This is a genomic window from Rhizobium nepotum 39/7 (assembly GCF_000949865.1).
Classification (GTDB): Bacteria; Pseudomonadota; Alphaproteobacteria; order Rhizobiales; family Rhizobiaceae; genus Agrobacterium; species Agrobacterium nepotum.
Map to the genome: position 1 here is coordinate 165241 of NZ_JWJH01000012.1, position 15160 is coordinate 180400.

12 protein-coding genes are annotated in these 15160 nt (G+C 59.2%); 2 read left to right on the forward strand and 10 right to left on the reverse strand.

Annotation, left to right across the window (positions count from 1 at the left end; all coding sequences use genetic code 11):
* Positions 1–58: 58 nt before the first annotated feature.
* From RS75_RS25665 to melA (RS75_RS14030), 8 genes are all read right to left on the reverse strand, one after another.
* On the reverse strand, positions 59–205 hold the full coding sequence (locus RS75_RS25665) for a DUF1127 domain-containing protein (protein WP_006312411.1): 147 nt from the start codon (positions 203–205) through the stop codon (positions 59–61).
* A 215-nt stretch (positions 206–420) separates the two neighbouring features.
* Positions 421–1020 (reverse strand): hypothetical protein, encoded by a 600-nt coding sequence (locus RS75_RS14000; protein ID WP_045021413.1) that lies wholly within the window; start codon positions 1018–1020, stop codon positions 421–423.
* Positions 1021–1232: 212 nt separating this feature from the next.
* A complete protein-coding gene (gene melA / locus RS75_RS14005) occupies positions 1233–2606 on the reverse strand; it encodes an alpha-glucosidase/alpha-galactosidase (protein WP_045021768.1) in 1374 nt (457 codons plus the stop codon).
* A gap of 22 nt (positions 2607–2628) precedes the next feature.
* The gene (locus RS75_RS14010) at positions 2629–4296 is read right to left on the reverse strand and encodes an ABC transporter ATP-binding protein (protein WP_045021416.1); all 1668 of its coding nucleotides are present in this window, start codon (positions 4294–4296) and stop codon (positions 2629–2631) included.
* Between the two features lie 12 nt (positions 4297–4308).
* A complete protein-coding gene (locus RS75_RS14015; protein ID WP_045021420.1) occupies positions 4309–5445 on the reverse strand; it encodes an ABC transporter permease in 1137 nt (378 codons plus the stop codon).
* A gap of 1 nt (position 5446) precedes the next feature.
* Positions 5447–6454, reverse strand: a complete 1008-nt coding sequence (locus tag RS75_RS14020; RefSeq protein ID WP_045021422.1) for an ABC transporter permease — start codon at positions 6452–6454, stop codon at positions 5447–5449.
* An 87-nt stretch (positions 6455–6541) separates the two neighbouring features.
* On the reverse strand, positions 6542–8629 hold the full coding sequence (locus RS75_RS14025) for an ABC transporter substrate-binding protein (protein ID WP_045021425.1): 2088 nt from the start codon (positions 8627–8629) through the stop codon (positions 6542–6544).
* Positions 8630–8738: 109 nt separating this feature from the next.
* On the reverse strand, positions 8739–10205 hold the full coding sequence (melA, locus tag RS75_RS14030; RefSeq protein ID WP_045021426.1) for an alpha-glucosidase/alpha-galactosidase: 1467 nt from the start codon (positions 10203–10205) through the stop codon (positions 8739–8741).
* Between the two features lie 197 nt (positions 10206–10402).
* Between melA (RS75_RS14030) and RS75_RS14035 the strand changes: the two genes are divergently transcribed.
* Together RS75_RS14035 and RS75_RS14040 are read left to right on the forward strand one after the other, a co-directional pair.
* Positions 10403–11290: an AraC family transcriptional regulator gene (locus RS75_RS14035; protein ID WP_045021428.1), complete on the forward strand. Its 888-nt coding sequence runs from the start codon at positions 10403–10405 to the stop codon at positions 11288–11290.
* 83 nt (positions 11291–11373) lie between these two features.
* The gene (locus RS75_RS14040; protein ID WP_045021429.1) at positions 11374–11835 is read left to right on the forward strand and encodes a hypothetical protein; all 462 of its coding nucleotides are present in this window, start codon (positions 11374–11376) and stop codon (positions 11833–11835) included.
* Here RS75_RS14040 and RS75_RS14045 read toward each other — a convergent pair.
* Both RS75_RS14045 and RS75_RS14050 read right to left on the reverse strand, forming a co-directional pair.
* Entirely contained in the window at positions 11832–12746 is a 915-nt protein-coding gene (locus tag RS75_RS14045) for a DMT family transporter (RefSeq protein WP_045021432.1), read from the reverse strand. The genes RS75_RS14040 and RS75_RS14045 overlap by 4 nt on opposite strands.
* Positions 12743–15145 (reverse strand): PIG-L family deacetylase, encoded by a 2403-nt coding sequence (locus tag RS75_RS14050; RefSeq protein WP_045021434.1) that lies wholly within the window; start codon positions 15143–15145, stop codon positions 12743–12745. Before RS75_RS14050 ends, RS75_RS14045 begins: the two co-directional genes overlap by 4 nt.
* Positions 15146–15160: the final 15 nt, after the last annotated feature.

Consider the following 15160-nt stretch of genomic DNA (forward strand, 5'->3'; position numbering starts at 1 on the left):
AACAAAAACGCCCGCAAAGCGGGCGTTAAAGCATTCAAAAGCGACGATATCGCCTTGATTATTTGCCGACAGCGGCGCGGGCGACGCTGGTGATCTGGCTGCGGTCGATGCCGAGATCATGCAGTTCGCGGGTGCTCATGCGGCCCAGTTCGTTGATGGTCTGACGATATTTGCGCCAGTTGTTGAAGCTGCGTGTAACGTTCATGACATAACCCTTTCAAGGTGTTGGCGACGTCAGTAACGTTTTCGTTCCGGCGTCCTTCGATGCCCCTTATATGCACCTTGCCGTGCCCAATGAACAGACAGAATAAGGCAATACACCCATGCACTGGATGCAAGGGTGCCGTCTGAGGTTCCCAGGAAAACAAAAAGCATGGCGCAAATTCAGTCAGATCGCAGGAGCTTCACGCGCCCCGGACCCTAGAACTTGTAGCGGGCACCGAACACATTGGCATTCGTCGCACCCTTCATATTGCCCAGCGTCTTGCCACCACCTGAGCGGTGGTGCAGCCGCCAGAAGAATTCCGTCGAGGACTCCTCGCTGAAGGACACGTTGATTTCCGGGCCGAGATAAAACAGGACATTGGCATTGCCGTCATCCTTGATTTCCTCCGCCCGCTCACGACCCGGCTGCGCATCTGTCACAAGGCTCAAGCCTGCCGTGAAGCCTGGCGTAACGAACAGCCGCTCCCCAAGCCTGATCTCATCATAACGCGCGACCGGCCCCGCCCAGACTTCGCCGGTGAAGCCTTTGCCAAACCTGACAGCAACCCCGATTTCGCCGCCCAGTTTCACATTGCCGATGCGATAGGGATAAAACTGATAACCGCCACCCAGAATGGCGTTTCTCTCATAGTCCACCGGAATGAGGGCCGCGCTTTTCAGCATGTCTTGCGTGGTGAGGGCGCCGCCGAAACCGAATATCGCCTCGCTCGTTTCCGAGGCCACATCTTCCGAAGAAAAAGACGGCGTCGCGACCAGGGCGATCGTGGCTGCCAACGACAGACGTGCGATATTCATTTTTGTTACTCCTGAACATGGCCGCTTAGATCCGTCCTAATAAGGGTATTCGTGTAAGGCGAACATACCCTTACCGAACACAATTAATTTAACACATTCGGAAATGGACCCCAAACTGGCCTCCGCTGCGGACATGGGCGATATAGGCGACACCAAAAAGGCCGTGGATGAAACCCACGGCCTTTATCTGTCGCAGTCTGGCAGAACCAGGTTTACACCGCCCGCGCCCGCTTCACCTCCACCTGCGTCCATTCCGGCAGCCAGTCGCGATGCGCGACGAGAAGATCGTCCACGAGAGACCAGATCTGGTCGAGATCGAGTTCCGCCGCCGTATGCGGATCCATCATCGCGGCGTGGAAGATGTGTTCGCGGTTTTCGGTCATCAGCGCCCGCACCGTCAGTTCCTGCACATTGATGTTGGTGCGCATCAACGCCGTCAGTTGCGGCGGCAATTCGCCGATGAAGGTCGGCTGCACGCCGTTATGGTCGACAAGGCAAGGTACTTCTGCCGCGCAGTCGGCCGGCAGCGAGGTGATGCAGCCATTGTTGCGCTGGTTGCCGTAGATCACCGAGGGTTCGCCGGTCCAGACCGAATTGATGATGGAGGAGGCATATTCCTTGGATTGTTTGACCTCTATCTTATCGGCCGAACGATAGGCCGCCGCCTGCCCCTTCCAGCGCTCGATCTGCTCGATGCAGCGCTTGGGATATTCATCGAGTGGAATGCCGAACTTCTCGATCAGGTCCTCGCGACCCTCCTTGATGAAATAGGGCGTGTATTCGGCGAAATGCTCGGAACTTTCGGTAACGAAATAACCGAGCCGCGTTAGCATCTCGTACCGCACCTTGTTGGGGCAGCGGGGGTTCCAGCCGGGCTTCGGGGCGCGGCCTTCGCGATAGCCGCGCACCAGATCGGGATAGAGGTTCTTGTAGCTGCCATCAGGCTGGCGGTGTTCGAACTCCAGGAAGAACGCCATGTGGTTGATACCGGCCGAACGATAGCGGATTTCTTCATAGGGAATATCGAGATCGTGAGCGAGTTCCATGGCCGTGCCCTGCACCGAATGGCAGAGCCCGACCTGACGGATCGTCGGGTATTTTTCAGCAATCGCCCAGGTGTTGATCGCCATCGGGTTGACATATTGCAGCATGATCGCGTTGGGGCAGACGGCCAGAATATCCTCGCAGATTTTCCACAGATGCGGCACGGTGCGCAGGCCCCGCATGATGCCACCGACACCCAGCGTATCGGCGATGGTCTGGCGCAGGCCGTATTTGCGCGGCACTTCGAAATCGGTGACCGTACAGGGCTCATATCCGCCGATCTGGAAGGCGACGACGACGAAATCGGCACCGGCAAGCGCCTTTTTCTGGTCGGTGAAGGTCTCGGCTTTCGCCTTCACCCCCAGCGTCGAAATCAGCTTGTTGACGACGATGGCACTTTCTTCCAGCCTTTCGCGGTTGATGTCCATCAGCGCGATGTTGGCGCCTGAAAGGGCCGGACGTTGCAGCACGTCACCGATGATGTTCTTCATGAACACCGTGGAACCTGCGCCGATAAATGTGATCTTGGGATCTCTTGCCATTTCTACCTCCGGCATTTGGCATTCATGCGATTTCAAAGGCGGCCCGGACGAGCCGCTGGGTGTATTCGGTTTTCGGACGGGTCAGCACGTCCTCGACGGGGCCTTCTTCCACGATCCTGCCGCGCTGCATGACGATGACGCGGTGGCAGAGCGCGCGGACGACCTTCAGGTCGTGCGAGATGAACAGGTAGCTTAAGCCCCGCTCGTCCTGCAGCTTGCGCAACAGGTCGATGATCTGCGCCTGAACGGAAAGGTCGAGCGCCGAAGTCGGCTCATCGAGCAGAATGAATTCCGGCTCCAGTGCGACCGCACGCGCAATGGCGATGCGCTGGCGCTGGCCGCCGGAGAACTCATGCGGGAAACGCGAGAGGATGTTGCCGGGCATGCCCGCCGCCTCCAGCGCGTCGCGCACCCGCTCCAGCCTTTCGGCTTTGTTTGTGCCGAGCCTGTTGATGACCAGCCCTTCCTCGATGATCTGGCCGATGGTCATGCGGGGATTGAGCGAGGCGAAGGGATCCTGAAAGACGACCTGCATGCGTGACCGCAAAGGCCGCATTTCGGCGCGGGAGCGGCCGTTGACCTTCTCGCCATCAAACATGATGTCACCTGCCACCGGCTCGTTCAGCCGCAGCAGGGATTGCCCGAACGTCGTCTTGCCGGAACCGGATTCGCCGACGAGCCCCAGCGTCTCATGCCGATTGAGGGTGAGCCCCAGACTGTCGACGGCGATGAGTTCCTTCAGCTCCGGTTTGAACAACCCGCCGTACCGCATCATGAAGGAGACGCGCACACCACTTGCCGTCAGAAGGACGCCGGAATTTTCCGGCAGCGGTCTGGCCGTGCCATGCGGCTCGGAGGCAAGCAGCTTTTTCGTGTAGGGATCGTTAGGCGCTTCGAACAGCCGTTGCGTGGTGTTGTGCTCGCGCATTTCGCCATGCTGCATGACGTAGACGTAATCGGAAAACTGCTTCACGATCGTCAGGTCATGGGTGATAAGCACCACGGCCATGCCGCGCTTTTTCTGAAGGTCGCGAATGAGGTTGAGAATCTGCGCCTGCACCGTGACATCGAGTGCGGTGGTCGGTTCATCCGCGATCAGCACGTCCGGATCGTTGGAGAGCGCCATGGCGATCATCACGCGCTGCCGCTGGCCGCCGGAAAGCTGATGCGGATATTGCTTCAGCCGCGCCTCCGGCTCGGGTATCTGCACCTGCCGCAAAAGATCGAGCGCTCTCGCCTCGGCCTGCTTCCTGCTCAGTTTCGAGTGAACGCGGATCGCCTCGACGATCTGGCTGCCGATCGTATAGATCGGGTTCAGCGAACTCATTGGCTCCTGAAAGATCATCGAGATGCGGTTGCCGCGCAGCGCACGCCGCTGGCGGCTTGAAAACTTCAGGATGTCGTCGCCGTTGAAACGCACGATCGCGGATTTCGAAACCGACGCCCGCTTCGTCAAGAGCCCCATGATTGTGCGGGCCGTGACGGATTTTCCCGAGCCGGATTCGCCGACGATGGCGATCGTCTCCCCCCGGTAAAGCTGGAAGGAGATGTCCTTCACCGCCTCCACCGTGCCGTGTTCCACCTTGAAGGTCACGGCGATGTTGCGCGCGTCGATGATGGCGTCGTCGTTTCGATCATCGGCATCGAAGCGGATGGCGGGCGCGTAGGCGTTCTTTTGTGCAGCAACCATGTTACGCTCCTCTCAATAGGGATCGACAGCATCGCGAAGGCCATCGCCCAGCGCGTTGAAGGCGAAAACGGTGACCAGCACGAAACCGACCGGGGCGAGAATCCACGGATAGGAACCGATGACGGAATAGGTGGCCGTATCCTGCAACATCAGCCCCCAGGAAATCAGCGGCGGTTTGACCGCGAAACCGAGGAAACCGAGGAAGGATTCGAGCAGCACAACGCTTGGGATATGCAGGGTGACGGCGACGATGACGTGGCTCATCACATTCGGCAGGATATGCTGGAAGATGATGCGCCGGTCCGTAGCCCCCACGGCAATTGCCGCGCGGACATAATCGATCCGCGCCAGCGCCAGCGTCTTGCCGCGCACCTCACGCGACATCTGCGCCCAGCCGAGCGCCGACATGACACCGACGACGAACACGAGAAAGACCGTGGTTGGCGCAGTGACCGGGATGAGCGAGGTCAGCGCGAGATAGAGCGGCAATTGCGGGAAGGCCAGAACGACTTCGACGAAACGCTGCACCCAGGCATCCAGAGGACCGCCGAAATATCCTGATATCAACCCGACGCTGGTGCCGATAACGGTAACGATGGTCACGACGCTGAGCGCGATGGCAAGCGAGATGCGTGAGCCGTAAATAGCGCGCGACAGCACGTCACGCCCGAACTTGTCGGTGCCGAGAAAATGCACCGGCTGACCATCGGTGGAGCCGAAGAAATGACGGTTTGCCGGAATGAGACCGAGCACCCGGTATTCTGCGCCTTTTACGAAAAAGCCGAGATGGACGGGGTTGTCATAGTCGGGACCGACAATGGGTTGGAACGTTACCGGATCGAGTTCGTCCGTTTCCGCCGTAGCGTAGACCCGAGGCAAAAGGCTGATATTGCCGTCCCTGTCGGAGAAATGCACCACCTGCGGCGGCGAGAAACTGTCATGGGTTTCAAGCGGGTTCATCGGCGCGAAAAAATCGGCGAAGACGGAGATCGTAATCAAAAGCACCACAAGCACCAGCCCCACCATGCCGGTGAACGAGCGTCTCAGACGCCGCCATACGAGTGCGAGATAGCTCTCATTGCCTTGAACGCCACGCTCGGGCTTCGGTGCGACGGCCGTTTCATTCTTGAGTTCGTCAACTGCCACCATCTCAAGCCCTCCCGAATTCGCGCACACGCGGGTCGAGCATGGCGAGCAGCATGTCGGCGACGATATTGCCGATGATGAGCGTGGCGGCGAGCACCATCATGAAGGTTGCGGTGACATAGACATCGCCCACCGCCATGGACCCGACAATGGCGGGACCGACGGTCGGAAGCGCGAAGATGATCGCGGTTTCGATCTCGCCGCTCAGCATATAGGGCAGCACGACACCCTGATACATGACGAGCGGATGCACGGCGTTCGGCACGGCATGGCGCAGGATGACGGCGCCTTCAGAAAGGCCCTTGGCCCGCGCCGTCTCAACATATTGAGCGTTCAGCGTATCCAGAAGATTGCCGCGCATGACCCGCATATTATAGGCAAGCCCGCCGAAGACGGCGATGGCGACCACCGGCCAGACATGACTGACGAGATCGACGAATTTCCCCCATGACCAAGGCGCGCCGCCATATTGCGGTGAGAAAAAACTGCCGATTTCCGACACGTCGAAATGAAACACCATCAGGTAGACGAGAATCAACGCCATCAGAAAGCGTGGAATGGTCATACCGAGAAACGCGACGGTCGAAAGGAGGTTGTCGATCCAGGAATATTGTCTGGTGGCGGCCCAGATGCCGAAACCGATGCCGAGAAGCGATGCGAGGATGTGGCAGACCAGCGCCAGTGCAATGGTGCGTGGCAGGCGTTCACCAACCACATCGGCGACCGGCTTGTTGTAATAGAAGCTGTAGCCGAAATCGCCGCGTGTGACGATGCCGCCGATCCAGTTGAAATATTGTACGACGAGCGGCTTATCGAGACCGTGTTCGATACGGTAGGCCCGCGCCTGCGCTTCCGCCTGCTCGAACGACGCGCCGCCCTGGTTCATCAGTTGCGAACGGATGTAGTCGGCATAGTCGCCGGGCGGTGCCTGGATGATGGCGAATGTCACCACGCTCAGGATCAACAGCACCGGAATGGCGGAGCCTATGCGTATCGTCAGAAATCTCAGCATCGAGCGGTTTTCCTCCGTTTGGGCGAGCCGTGTGTCTCCGGCCGCGCTTCACGCGCGACCGGTACCGGGTTTTCTCCGGGAGGAGTTCTAGTTGATCGGGCCGCCCTCGCCGGGCTTGCCGGGAAGCTGCTGGGGATAAAGTTCGTACTTGCCCTGCTTGTCGGCCGCGACCCACAGGCGTTCGCGGATGATGGCGTCTTCGGCCCAGTTGAACATGAAGATCGGCGTTCCCTGCGGCACGTTGGAGAAGCGCTTGTTGACGATCAGCGCGCCCGGATATTCGGTGAGGCCAATCGTGTAGAGGTTCTGCGTATAGACCTTCTGATATTGCTTCATCAGTTCCGCACGCTCGGCATTATCCTGCGAGGAAATGAACTTGCGCACGAGATCGGCCATCTCCTTTTCGAACGGCATCAAATCCAGTTCCTTGCCTTCCGGCGCGCGGTGGTTCCAGCTGGTACGCGGACCAACGGGCGCCAGTTGCTCGGTGTTTTGCACCACCGACGACAGCTCAGTGGAATTGCGCCGCACCAGCCAGTCGAACTGACCGCCATAATGCGCCGCATCGCGCTGATTGGAATCGAGGCTGTTGATGACGAGGCGCAGGCCGAGTTTCGCCATCTGTCCGACGAGGCCTTCCGCAAGGCTCTTGTCCGTCGTGTAGCCATTGTTGACCAGAAGAATGATCTCGACATTACGGCCGCCAAGCGTCTCCTTCGGGAAGTTCAGGAAACCGTCGCCATCGGTGTCCTTCAGGCCGATTTCCGCAAGTGCGGCCTTGGCGACTTCAAGGTCGAAGGGGTAATAGACCGTGGAATTGCGGTCATAGAAGCTGGTGCCGGAGGAAACCCCACCGGGATAGATCGCCGTGAACGGACCTTTGACGAGTGAATCGCCGATCGCCTTGCGGTCGATGGCGGAGGTCACGGCCTTGCGGAACACCTCGTTGCGGTTCAGTTCACGAATGGCCTGTCCGCGCTCGTCCGGGTTGCCCCAGCCATTGGCGGAAAAGTTCATCTGCAGATTATAACCGATCAGGCGCGGCCCGAAGGCAAGACGTGCCGGAGCATTCGGATCGGCGGCGCGTTTGAGCGATGCGACGAAGTTTTCCGGCTGCTCGAGATTGGAGAAATCGCCCGATCCCGCCACGGCCTGCACATCGCGATCGGCCCAGGTGGAAAGCTTGTAATGAAGTTCGTTGAGGTAGGGCAGCTGCTGGCCCTTCTCGTCGACTTTCCAGTAATAGGGATTGCGCCTGAGCACGATGATGTCGTCAGGACGGTATTCCACCGGCACCCAGGCGCCCATGACAGGCATGTTCATGTATTCCGGCGGAAAGGCATTCTTGAACTGGTTATAGGTGTTCTTGGAATATTTCGGATGCTGCGGCTTCAGAATATGCGATGGTCCCGGGCAAAAGCTCGGATAGGCCATGGTGTAGAGATATTGCTTGGGAAAGGCGCTCTTGAAGGCCCATTCCACCGTATAGTCGTCGATCTTCTTGAGCGTAGTGCCCTCGCCGAAAGCCTCCGGCGACGCCCCGCCGCCGAGCGGCGAGACATTCGGATCGAGAACCGCATCCTCCCAGTAGAACATCACGTCATCGGCATTGAAGGCTTCGCCGTCCGACCATTTCGCGCCCTTGACCAGATGCATCGTCAGCCTGTGGCCGTCCTCCGACCATTCCCAGCTTTTGGCCAGATTGGGCAGCGGCTCGGTATCCTTGGCATCCACCTGAAACAGCGGCGCCGTGCGCGTCAGGCATTCGGAAAGCGCGATATCGATACCGCCCCAGCCCTGGCTCTGGCCGGCAATGTAATTCCAGCCCTCAGGGCGGCCACCGACCACATGGCGCATGGTATCGCCATAGAGACCAACGCCATCGGGCATGTTGCCGGTCTTGTAGACAAGCGGCTCTTCCGGCAGGCGTTCCTTGAGCGGCGGCAGCTTGCCGGTCTTTTCGAACTTCTCGGTGACCCAGTCAGGCTCGCTATAGTTCGGCAGCGCCTTGAACTCGAGGATCGAGTCCCGCGCCACATAATTGATCTTGCCTTCAGCCGGAAATTGCGGCGGCTCCGGCGGCGTGGTGGTCTCGAAGGCATTCGCACTGAGTGCGATCATCGAAACACCGAGACCCAGTGCCGAGATGATACCGATCTTGCGTTGAAGTTGCATCGTCATTCCTCCCAAATGGCAGCTCTTCGACCGCCCACCCTCTGTGATCGCGGTAATCCCGACGGCGAACTCCCTTGTCACCGCCGGCCTGTTTCCATGCTCTGTTTCCTCAAACAGCCTTTTTCAGCGCCGACTTCTCGGCCCGCAATTCCTCGATGGAGCGCACGTTGCGGCGCGCAGCCCCCGCCCAATCGCGGGTCTTGACGCTTGATTTTGCAAGGCGCTCCTTCGCCGCCGGCACGGCGTCCGCATATTGCGGCAGCCAGCGCGCCTGCGCGACGACCATTTCGTCCACCATCTGCCAGACCTCCTCCGGCGTGGCGACGGCACCCACCAAGGGGTCATGCAGCACAGCAAGCTTCAAGAGATCGATATCGCCGCTGACCGCCGCATGCACAGACATGCGCTGGACGTTGATGGAGGCCATGCAGGTGGCCGCGCATGCTTCCGGCAGGGTCACGCCCGAGGCCATGTTGATGCCAAAACGGTCCACGAAACCGGGCGATTCAATGATCGCATCGGAAGGCAAATTGCTGATGACGCCATTGTTCTTGACGTTGAAGTGGCCGCGATAGACACGCCCCGTCTCCAGCGCTTCGAGAATATGGCTCGCATGTTCGTTGGAACGCTTGGCCGGATCGATCGGCTTGCCGGCAGAGGCCAGGAATTGCGGGAATTCCGTTTCGAACCAGTTTCGCGTCTCGGTGGAGTGGCGCAGATAACCGCCGGTTTCCCCGTGAATCCAGTCGGACATGTCGATCCAACGGGCGATTTCATCCGGCCGCTTGCGATACCAAGGCAGATATTCCGACAGATGACCGTTGCTCTCCGTCGAATAGACGCCAAAGCGTTTCAGCACGTCGATGCGCAGCTTCTCCTGCTGCGAGAAAACCGGATGCGCCTCGAAAGCCGCCACCAGCTCATCCTTTTCGATCTTGCGGCCATTAAGCCTCAGATCGATGAACCATGTCTGGTGGTTGATGCCGGAGCAGATGTAATCCAGTTCGGAAACATTTTCCGCACCGAAAATCTCGGCGATCTGTTCGGCCCCATGCTGCACGCCGTGGCAGAGACCAACCGTATCCACCTTGCCATATTCGATGGCGGCCCATGTGTTCATGGCCATGGGGTTGGCATAATTGAGGAATTTTGCACCGGGTGCGGCAACTTCCCGGATATCCTTGCAGAAATCCAGAATGACCGGAATGTTGCGCTGGCCGTAGAGAATGCCGCCGGCGCAGATCGTGTCGCCGACGCATTGGTCGATCCCGTATTTCAGCGGAATGCGGATATCGTCCGCATAGGCTTCCAGCCCCCCGACCCGCACACAGCTTATGATGTATTTCGCACCCTCCAACGCCCGCCGCCGGTCCGTATGCGCCGTCACCTTCACCGGAAATCCGTTGGCGTCGACGACCTTGTCGAGGATCGCCCTGATCATATCGAGATTGTGCTGGCTGATATCGGTCAGTGCGACTTCGATGTCGCGAAACTCTGGGACGCACAAAAGATCGGTGAACAGTTTTTTCGTGAATCCGACGCTGCCGGCACCGATTATAGCGATTTTGAAACTCATGACGCCACCTCTATTGCAAATCGAACGGGTGAAACGGGCCGAAGGATCGTAAAATGGCGCTGCAGAAAAATACCCGTAAGAATCCCGAAAAACCGGCACTCCTCCCAAAATTTCGGCAACAAAATCCCGCTGGCTGTCTCCTCGGATCGGGATTATGCGTATAATGACGGATAGGACCAGAGAAGGATTATGCTTTCATGGGTAATTTTGTGCTGCGCGATTTGACCGATCAGGGACCGGGCATGCGCACGGTTTCTCTACCGCGCGGCCGCCAGACCCTGCACACCATGCCCACCAGCAGTGGTTATGAAATCCGCCGTGGCGGCAATTACGATTGGGACGGGCGAAGGCGCGGACAGACACCGTTCACCGTGCTGCAATATTGCATCGCCGGCCAGGGCAACCTGCGCTACGAAAACCGTCATTATCTGGTGAAACCGGGCGAGACCCTGCTTCTGCTCATCCCCCACAACCACCGCTACTGGCTGGAAGAGGGCAAGGAATGGGAGTTTTTCTGGATCTCCATGAATGGCGAGGAAGCTTTGCGCATTCACCGCAATATTCTCTCCGTCACCGGCCCTATCCTGAAGCTCCAGCCAGAGACCGTCGATCATCTCGCGGAATGCTGCTCACGTCTCGTCAACGGCGCGGAAACACCGGGTGCGGCCTCGGCCGTTGCCTATGAGGCGGCGATGACGCTTTATGACGATGTCTTCGGGTCACATCCCTCCTTCGGCGGCGAATATCGCACCATGCAGCAGGTGCTGAGCTATATTGACGGGCATCTGGGCGAACGTCTTTCCGTCAGCGATCTCGCCGCCGTCGCCGGCCTCAGCCGCGCGCATTTCTCCCGCATCTTCACCGCAAGCGAAGGACTGCCACCAGCCGAATTTGTGTTGCAACGACGGTTACGGCGGGCAGCCAAGCTTCTCACCACCGCCGGAAATATCCCGATCAAGGAAGTTTCCGTGCTGTGCGGCTTCGAGGATCCGAACTACTTCTCCAAAGTCTTCCGCAGGCTTTACGGCATCAATCCAAGCGAATTCCGTACCACCGGCATGTATGCGAGCGTTAGACAGAATTGAACGGCGTTCGGAAACTTCGTTTCGCCACGTTTCAGGCGACTAAGAACGGATGACTTTGCGGCACTTTCTGGAGACCGGCCGAGATGAAGAACAAAATCCGGATGATCCTCATCTTTCCGATTCGGGCGCTCATCGTGTTCGCCTTGATCCTCGACGGCATTTTCCGTCCGCTCTATCGGCCGATCATCAGGGCCATATCCAGACTGACATTCATCAGGCGGCTGGAAAACCGGATTAGCGGATTACCCCGTCTGGCGATTCTTCTTTTGCTTGCGGTGCCATTCGCCATCGCCGAGCCCATGAAAATCATCGGTCTGATCCTCATTGCACAAGGTGCGGTCAAGACAGGACTGGCCCTGACGATCCTCGCCCATCTCGCCACGTTCCTGATTGTCGAGCGCATTTATCACGCGGGTCGGGAGAAGCTCCTCACCTATGCATGGTTCGCATGGATCATGCGATATGTGCGTTACGCCCGCTCCTTTTACGATCGTGTCAGATCCTCGGTGTTGAACTGGGTCCGGCTCCGGGTTCTGGCCCGCTAACGCCGTTTTTGGCGCAACGTCTTCAAAAGATACTCCGCAAGCACGGTTGCCTGCAAAGAAACGAGGATGATCGCGATGCCCAGTATGACACGGGCTTCGGGCACCTCGTCAAACAGGAAGAACCCGACAGCGGTGACAAACAGGATCGACAGATAGCCGACGGGTGCGAGCACACTCGCATCGGCAATGCGATAGGCCCGCAGGAAGCAATATTGCCCGAGCTGCGCAAGCAGGCCGATGGCGAGCAGTGGCCCCCAGTCGAGCGGTGCGACCGGCTTCCATGTCCAGATCGCCGGAACGGCAGTAATCACGGCAAGGCCGACCGTGTAGAACACCATCATCACAGTGGTGTTCTCCTGCCGTAGCGCCCGGGTCTGGATCACCGCAAGAGCGCCGAACACCACCGAGACGAGGACGACGAGCACGCCTGCGTTAATCTCCGCGCCGCCCGGCCCAATGACAACAAGAACGCCAACAAATGCGAGGCAGGCGCCAACCCAGCGATATCGGCTCACCCGTTCGCCGAGAAAGGCAACGGCCATCGCCATCGTCACCAGCGGCCGTGAAAAACCGACAGCGTTGACGGTGGCGAGCGGCAGCAGGGTGATCGCGAGGAAGTTGCTGGTGAGCGCAATGGCGTTGCAGCAGATCCGGAAAATATTGCGCCAGGGATATTTGACGCGCACCATTTCCATCCTGTGTCGCCAGATGAGCGGCAGGATGAAGATCAGACCGATCATCGCTCTGATGAAGACGAGCTGGAATGCCGGATAGGTAACGCCCTGCGCCTTGACGAGGGCCGTCATTCCACCCGAAACGAGGGCCATATCCATGAGCAGCCAGCCGATGCCCGCGCGAGCATCGGTTTCGCGCGGGTTTTCCTGTTTTTCACTCTGGTCTTGGCCATTCACGCGGGTTGCACAAGGTTTGCCATGAGGCGGAACGCCCCCGGCACCAGCTTGTCCATTTGGTGATGAAGGACGAGGCTCGTATGCGTATGCCGCCCCTTGCCAATGGCCGCCGAGACCAGCGCGCCTTTGAGAGGCTGTTCGTCGACATCGTGCATGGAAAGCAGAGGCTCGTAGGCTTCATCCCAACGCGACGCGAAATACAGCCCCCGCTCCTTGTCCCAGCCCGTCCAGTCGGCAGCATTGATCGTGTTGGGGCCGACAAGCAACGGATGATCGGGCAACAGCACCGTCACCTCCGCCTGCGGGTCCGTCACGCGCCAGCGCAGGGAAGGCTTGCCGATTTCAAGCCGCCTGACCGGCGTCGCTTCCGGGTTCCACCCGTCCGTTGGCCGGTGATAGAGCGTGACAAGATGGCCGCCCTCTTCGACGAAACGGTGAAGCCTTTCCGTTGCCGCAGCCAGATCCTTGCGGATGCCAAAGGCGAAGATGCCGACAACAATCGTCGTGAAAGACGAGAGATCACCGCCAAGCGCCTGCGCATCGAGTTCGGTGACATCAAGACCCATGCGAGAAAGCCATGACCCTACCCGGTCGGCACCGCCACCGACATAACCGACGCGCGCATCCGCAGGCAGCTTGAGGTCCAGCGAGAGGATTTTCAGAGCCGAAGGTGCCAGAAACCGCGCCCGGCCGATATGTGGATAGGCGATGGGCGTGACCTGGAAAGCCGGTTGCGAACCGACATGTGCTTCGATCTGGGCAAGACCGGCCGCTGCCTTACCGGTGCGTTCGGCAATCCAGTCACTGCCCGTCTTGCGCAGGTTCCAGCCGCCTGCACTTTTGAACGACAGCGGCGCATCGGCACCCTTTATATGTGCCTGAAAAACATGGGCGTCCTGCCCCTGTCCAAGCGGAACCAGAAGCGCGTCGGGTGAAATCGTCAGCGACTGGGCGGGTGCTACAAAAAACGGCTCCTCCAGATCGAAAGCGGCCGAAACGTCCCTGCCTTCAACCCTTGCGGAAAGGCGCACAGAGGCATGGCCATTGCCGCCAGATGCTTTCCAGTCGGGTTGATAGAGCCCGGAAACGGCCGCGTCCTGATCGGCGGCAAGCGAGAGGACCATTGTCCGGCCACGCGAGTGAACCGATGAAGATACGCCAGCCGGAAGGACCGGGGTAACCTCGACCTGAAACTCACCGGCCTTGTCGGCAAGCTCCACATAAAGGGTGGATGTACCGCCCGGAACAATATCCGCCGGCTCGGCATAGGCCCGTTCGAAAAGATCGAGTGCCGTCAGGACAGCGGCGTCGACCTGCGCCCGCTTGCGCGCGATCCGATGCCCATGCAATTCCTTGAAATCCCGGGCTGTGGCCTCATCGACCTTCTGCAAAAGAGCTGCCGCCGTCAGAAGTGACGCCGTAATCCGCTGCGTGTCGGGAAAGGCTGCGATTGCGTCGGCAATTGCCTGTTCGGACTCAACCAGCGCCTCTGCCAATTCGGCGTCCAGCCCCTGAAAAGCCGCGAGATCGGTTAGCGACGACGGCAGCCTGTCGATGATCGAGCTTTCCTCACCGCCCGCGACGTTGGAGAGTTCGAGATGCAGCGGCCAGACTTCCTGCGCCCGCTTCGGCCAATGCCCCATCCCCTGAGATGCATGATAATAACGCGACCATTCACCGATGCGGTCAAATTGTACGCCGGTTGCCTGCTCCCGGCCCACCGCATTTACTGTCAGCGTCGTCTCAGGCGGAGGCACTTCGTCATCATAGGTATCGCCACCGCCCGACCATGCGGGAAGATAATATTTGGCCACCTTCCAAGGTTTCAGCCCCTCGGAGAAATGCTCGGGATAGGCGGCAGGATCGGCCGCCAGTGCGACTGCACTTTTCGCCGCGCGCGTCATGGCCCGGTGGTGCCCGTGTTGTCCCGGCACATCGAGAAATGTCGGAATGACGATATCAGGCCGTTCCTTGCGATATGCACGCACCAGCCGTTCGACGATGCGCTGCTGCCCCCAACGATCAAACGTCCGGTCGCCATCCTTCGAGAAACCGAAATCGTGGATGACATCTTCAGGGCCGTGGCCAAGCCAGCTTATGTCCGCATCGATGACGCGGGCGGCCTCCTCCAGCTCCCGCGACCGGATGACACCAAGTGCCCCAAGCCGCTCCGGCCCAAGCGCATTCTGCCCACCTTCACCGCGCGTCGAGCAGGCGATGATGATCCGCATACCCAGTTCCATCCGGAAATAGGCGAGAAGCCCGTTCTGCTCGTCGTCCGGATGCGCGCCGGTGTGCATGACGGTAACGGTGGATTTCAGCGCGCTCAGTTTCCGGTGCAGGCGCACAAGCCATGGATCGGCCATCTGCCGTTCGATGCGCTCGCGAGGTTCAAGCATGGGCGGTCTCCTCCA

What these genes read in the sequence shown, in the direction of transcription:
- RS75_RS14040 (WP_045021429.1), top strand. Translation starts at nt 11,374, where the DNA reads ATGAAGAACAAAATCCGGATGATCCTCATCTTTCCGATTCGGGCGCTC.
- RS75_RS25665 (WP_006312411.1), bottom strand. Translation starts at nt 205, where the DNA reads ATGAACGTTACACGCAGCTTCAACAACTGGCGCAAATATCGTCAGACC.
- RS75_RS14035 (WP_045021428.1), top strand. Translation starts at nt 10,403, where the DNA reads ATGGGTAATTTTGTGCTGCGCGATTTGACCGATCAGGGACCGGGCATG.
- RS75_RS14015 (WP_045021420.1), bottom strand. Translation starts at nt 5,445, where the DNA reads ATGGTGGCAGTTGACGAACTCAAGAATGAAACGGCCGTCGCACCGAAG.
- melA (WP_045021426.1), bottom strand. Translation starts at nt 10,205, where the DNA reads ATGAGTTTCAAAATCGCTATAATCGGTGCCGGCAGCGTCGGATTCACG.
- RS75_RS14000 (WP_045021413.1), bottom strand. Translation starts at nt 1,020, where the DNA reads ATGAATATCGCACGTCTGTCGTTGGCAGCCACGATCGCCCTGGTCGCG.
- RS75_RS14010 (WP_045021416.1), bottom strand. Translation starts at nt 4,296, where the DNA reads ATGGTTGCTGCACAAAAGAACGCCTACGCGCCCGCCATCCGCTTCGAT.
- RS75_RS14020 (WP_045021422.1), bottom strand. Translation starts at nt 6,454, where the DNA reads ATGCTGAGATTTCTGACGATACGCATAGGCTCCGCCATTCCGGTGCTG.
- melA (WP_045021768.1), bottom strand. Translation starts at nt 2,606, where the DNA reads ATGGCAAGAGATCCCAAGATCACATTTATCGGCGCAGGTTCCACGGTG.
- RS75_RS14050 (WP_045021434.1), bottom strand. Translation starts at nt 15,145, where the DNA reads ATGCTTGAACCTCGCGAGCGCATCGAACGGCAGATGGCCGATCCATGG.
- RS75_RS14025 (WP_045021425.1), bottom strand. Translation starts at nt 8,629, where the DNA reads ATGCAACTTCAACGCAAGATCGGTATCATCTCGGCACTGGGTCTCGGT.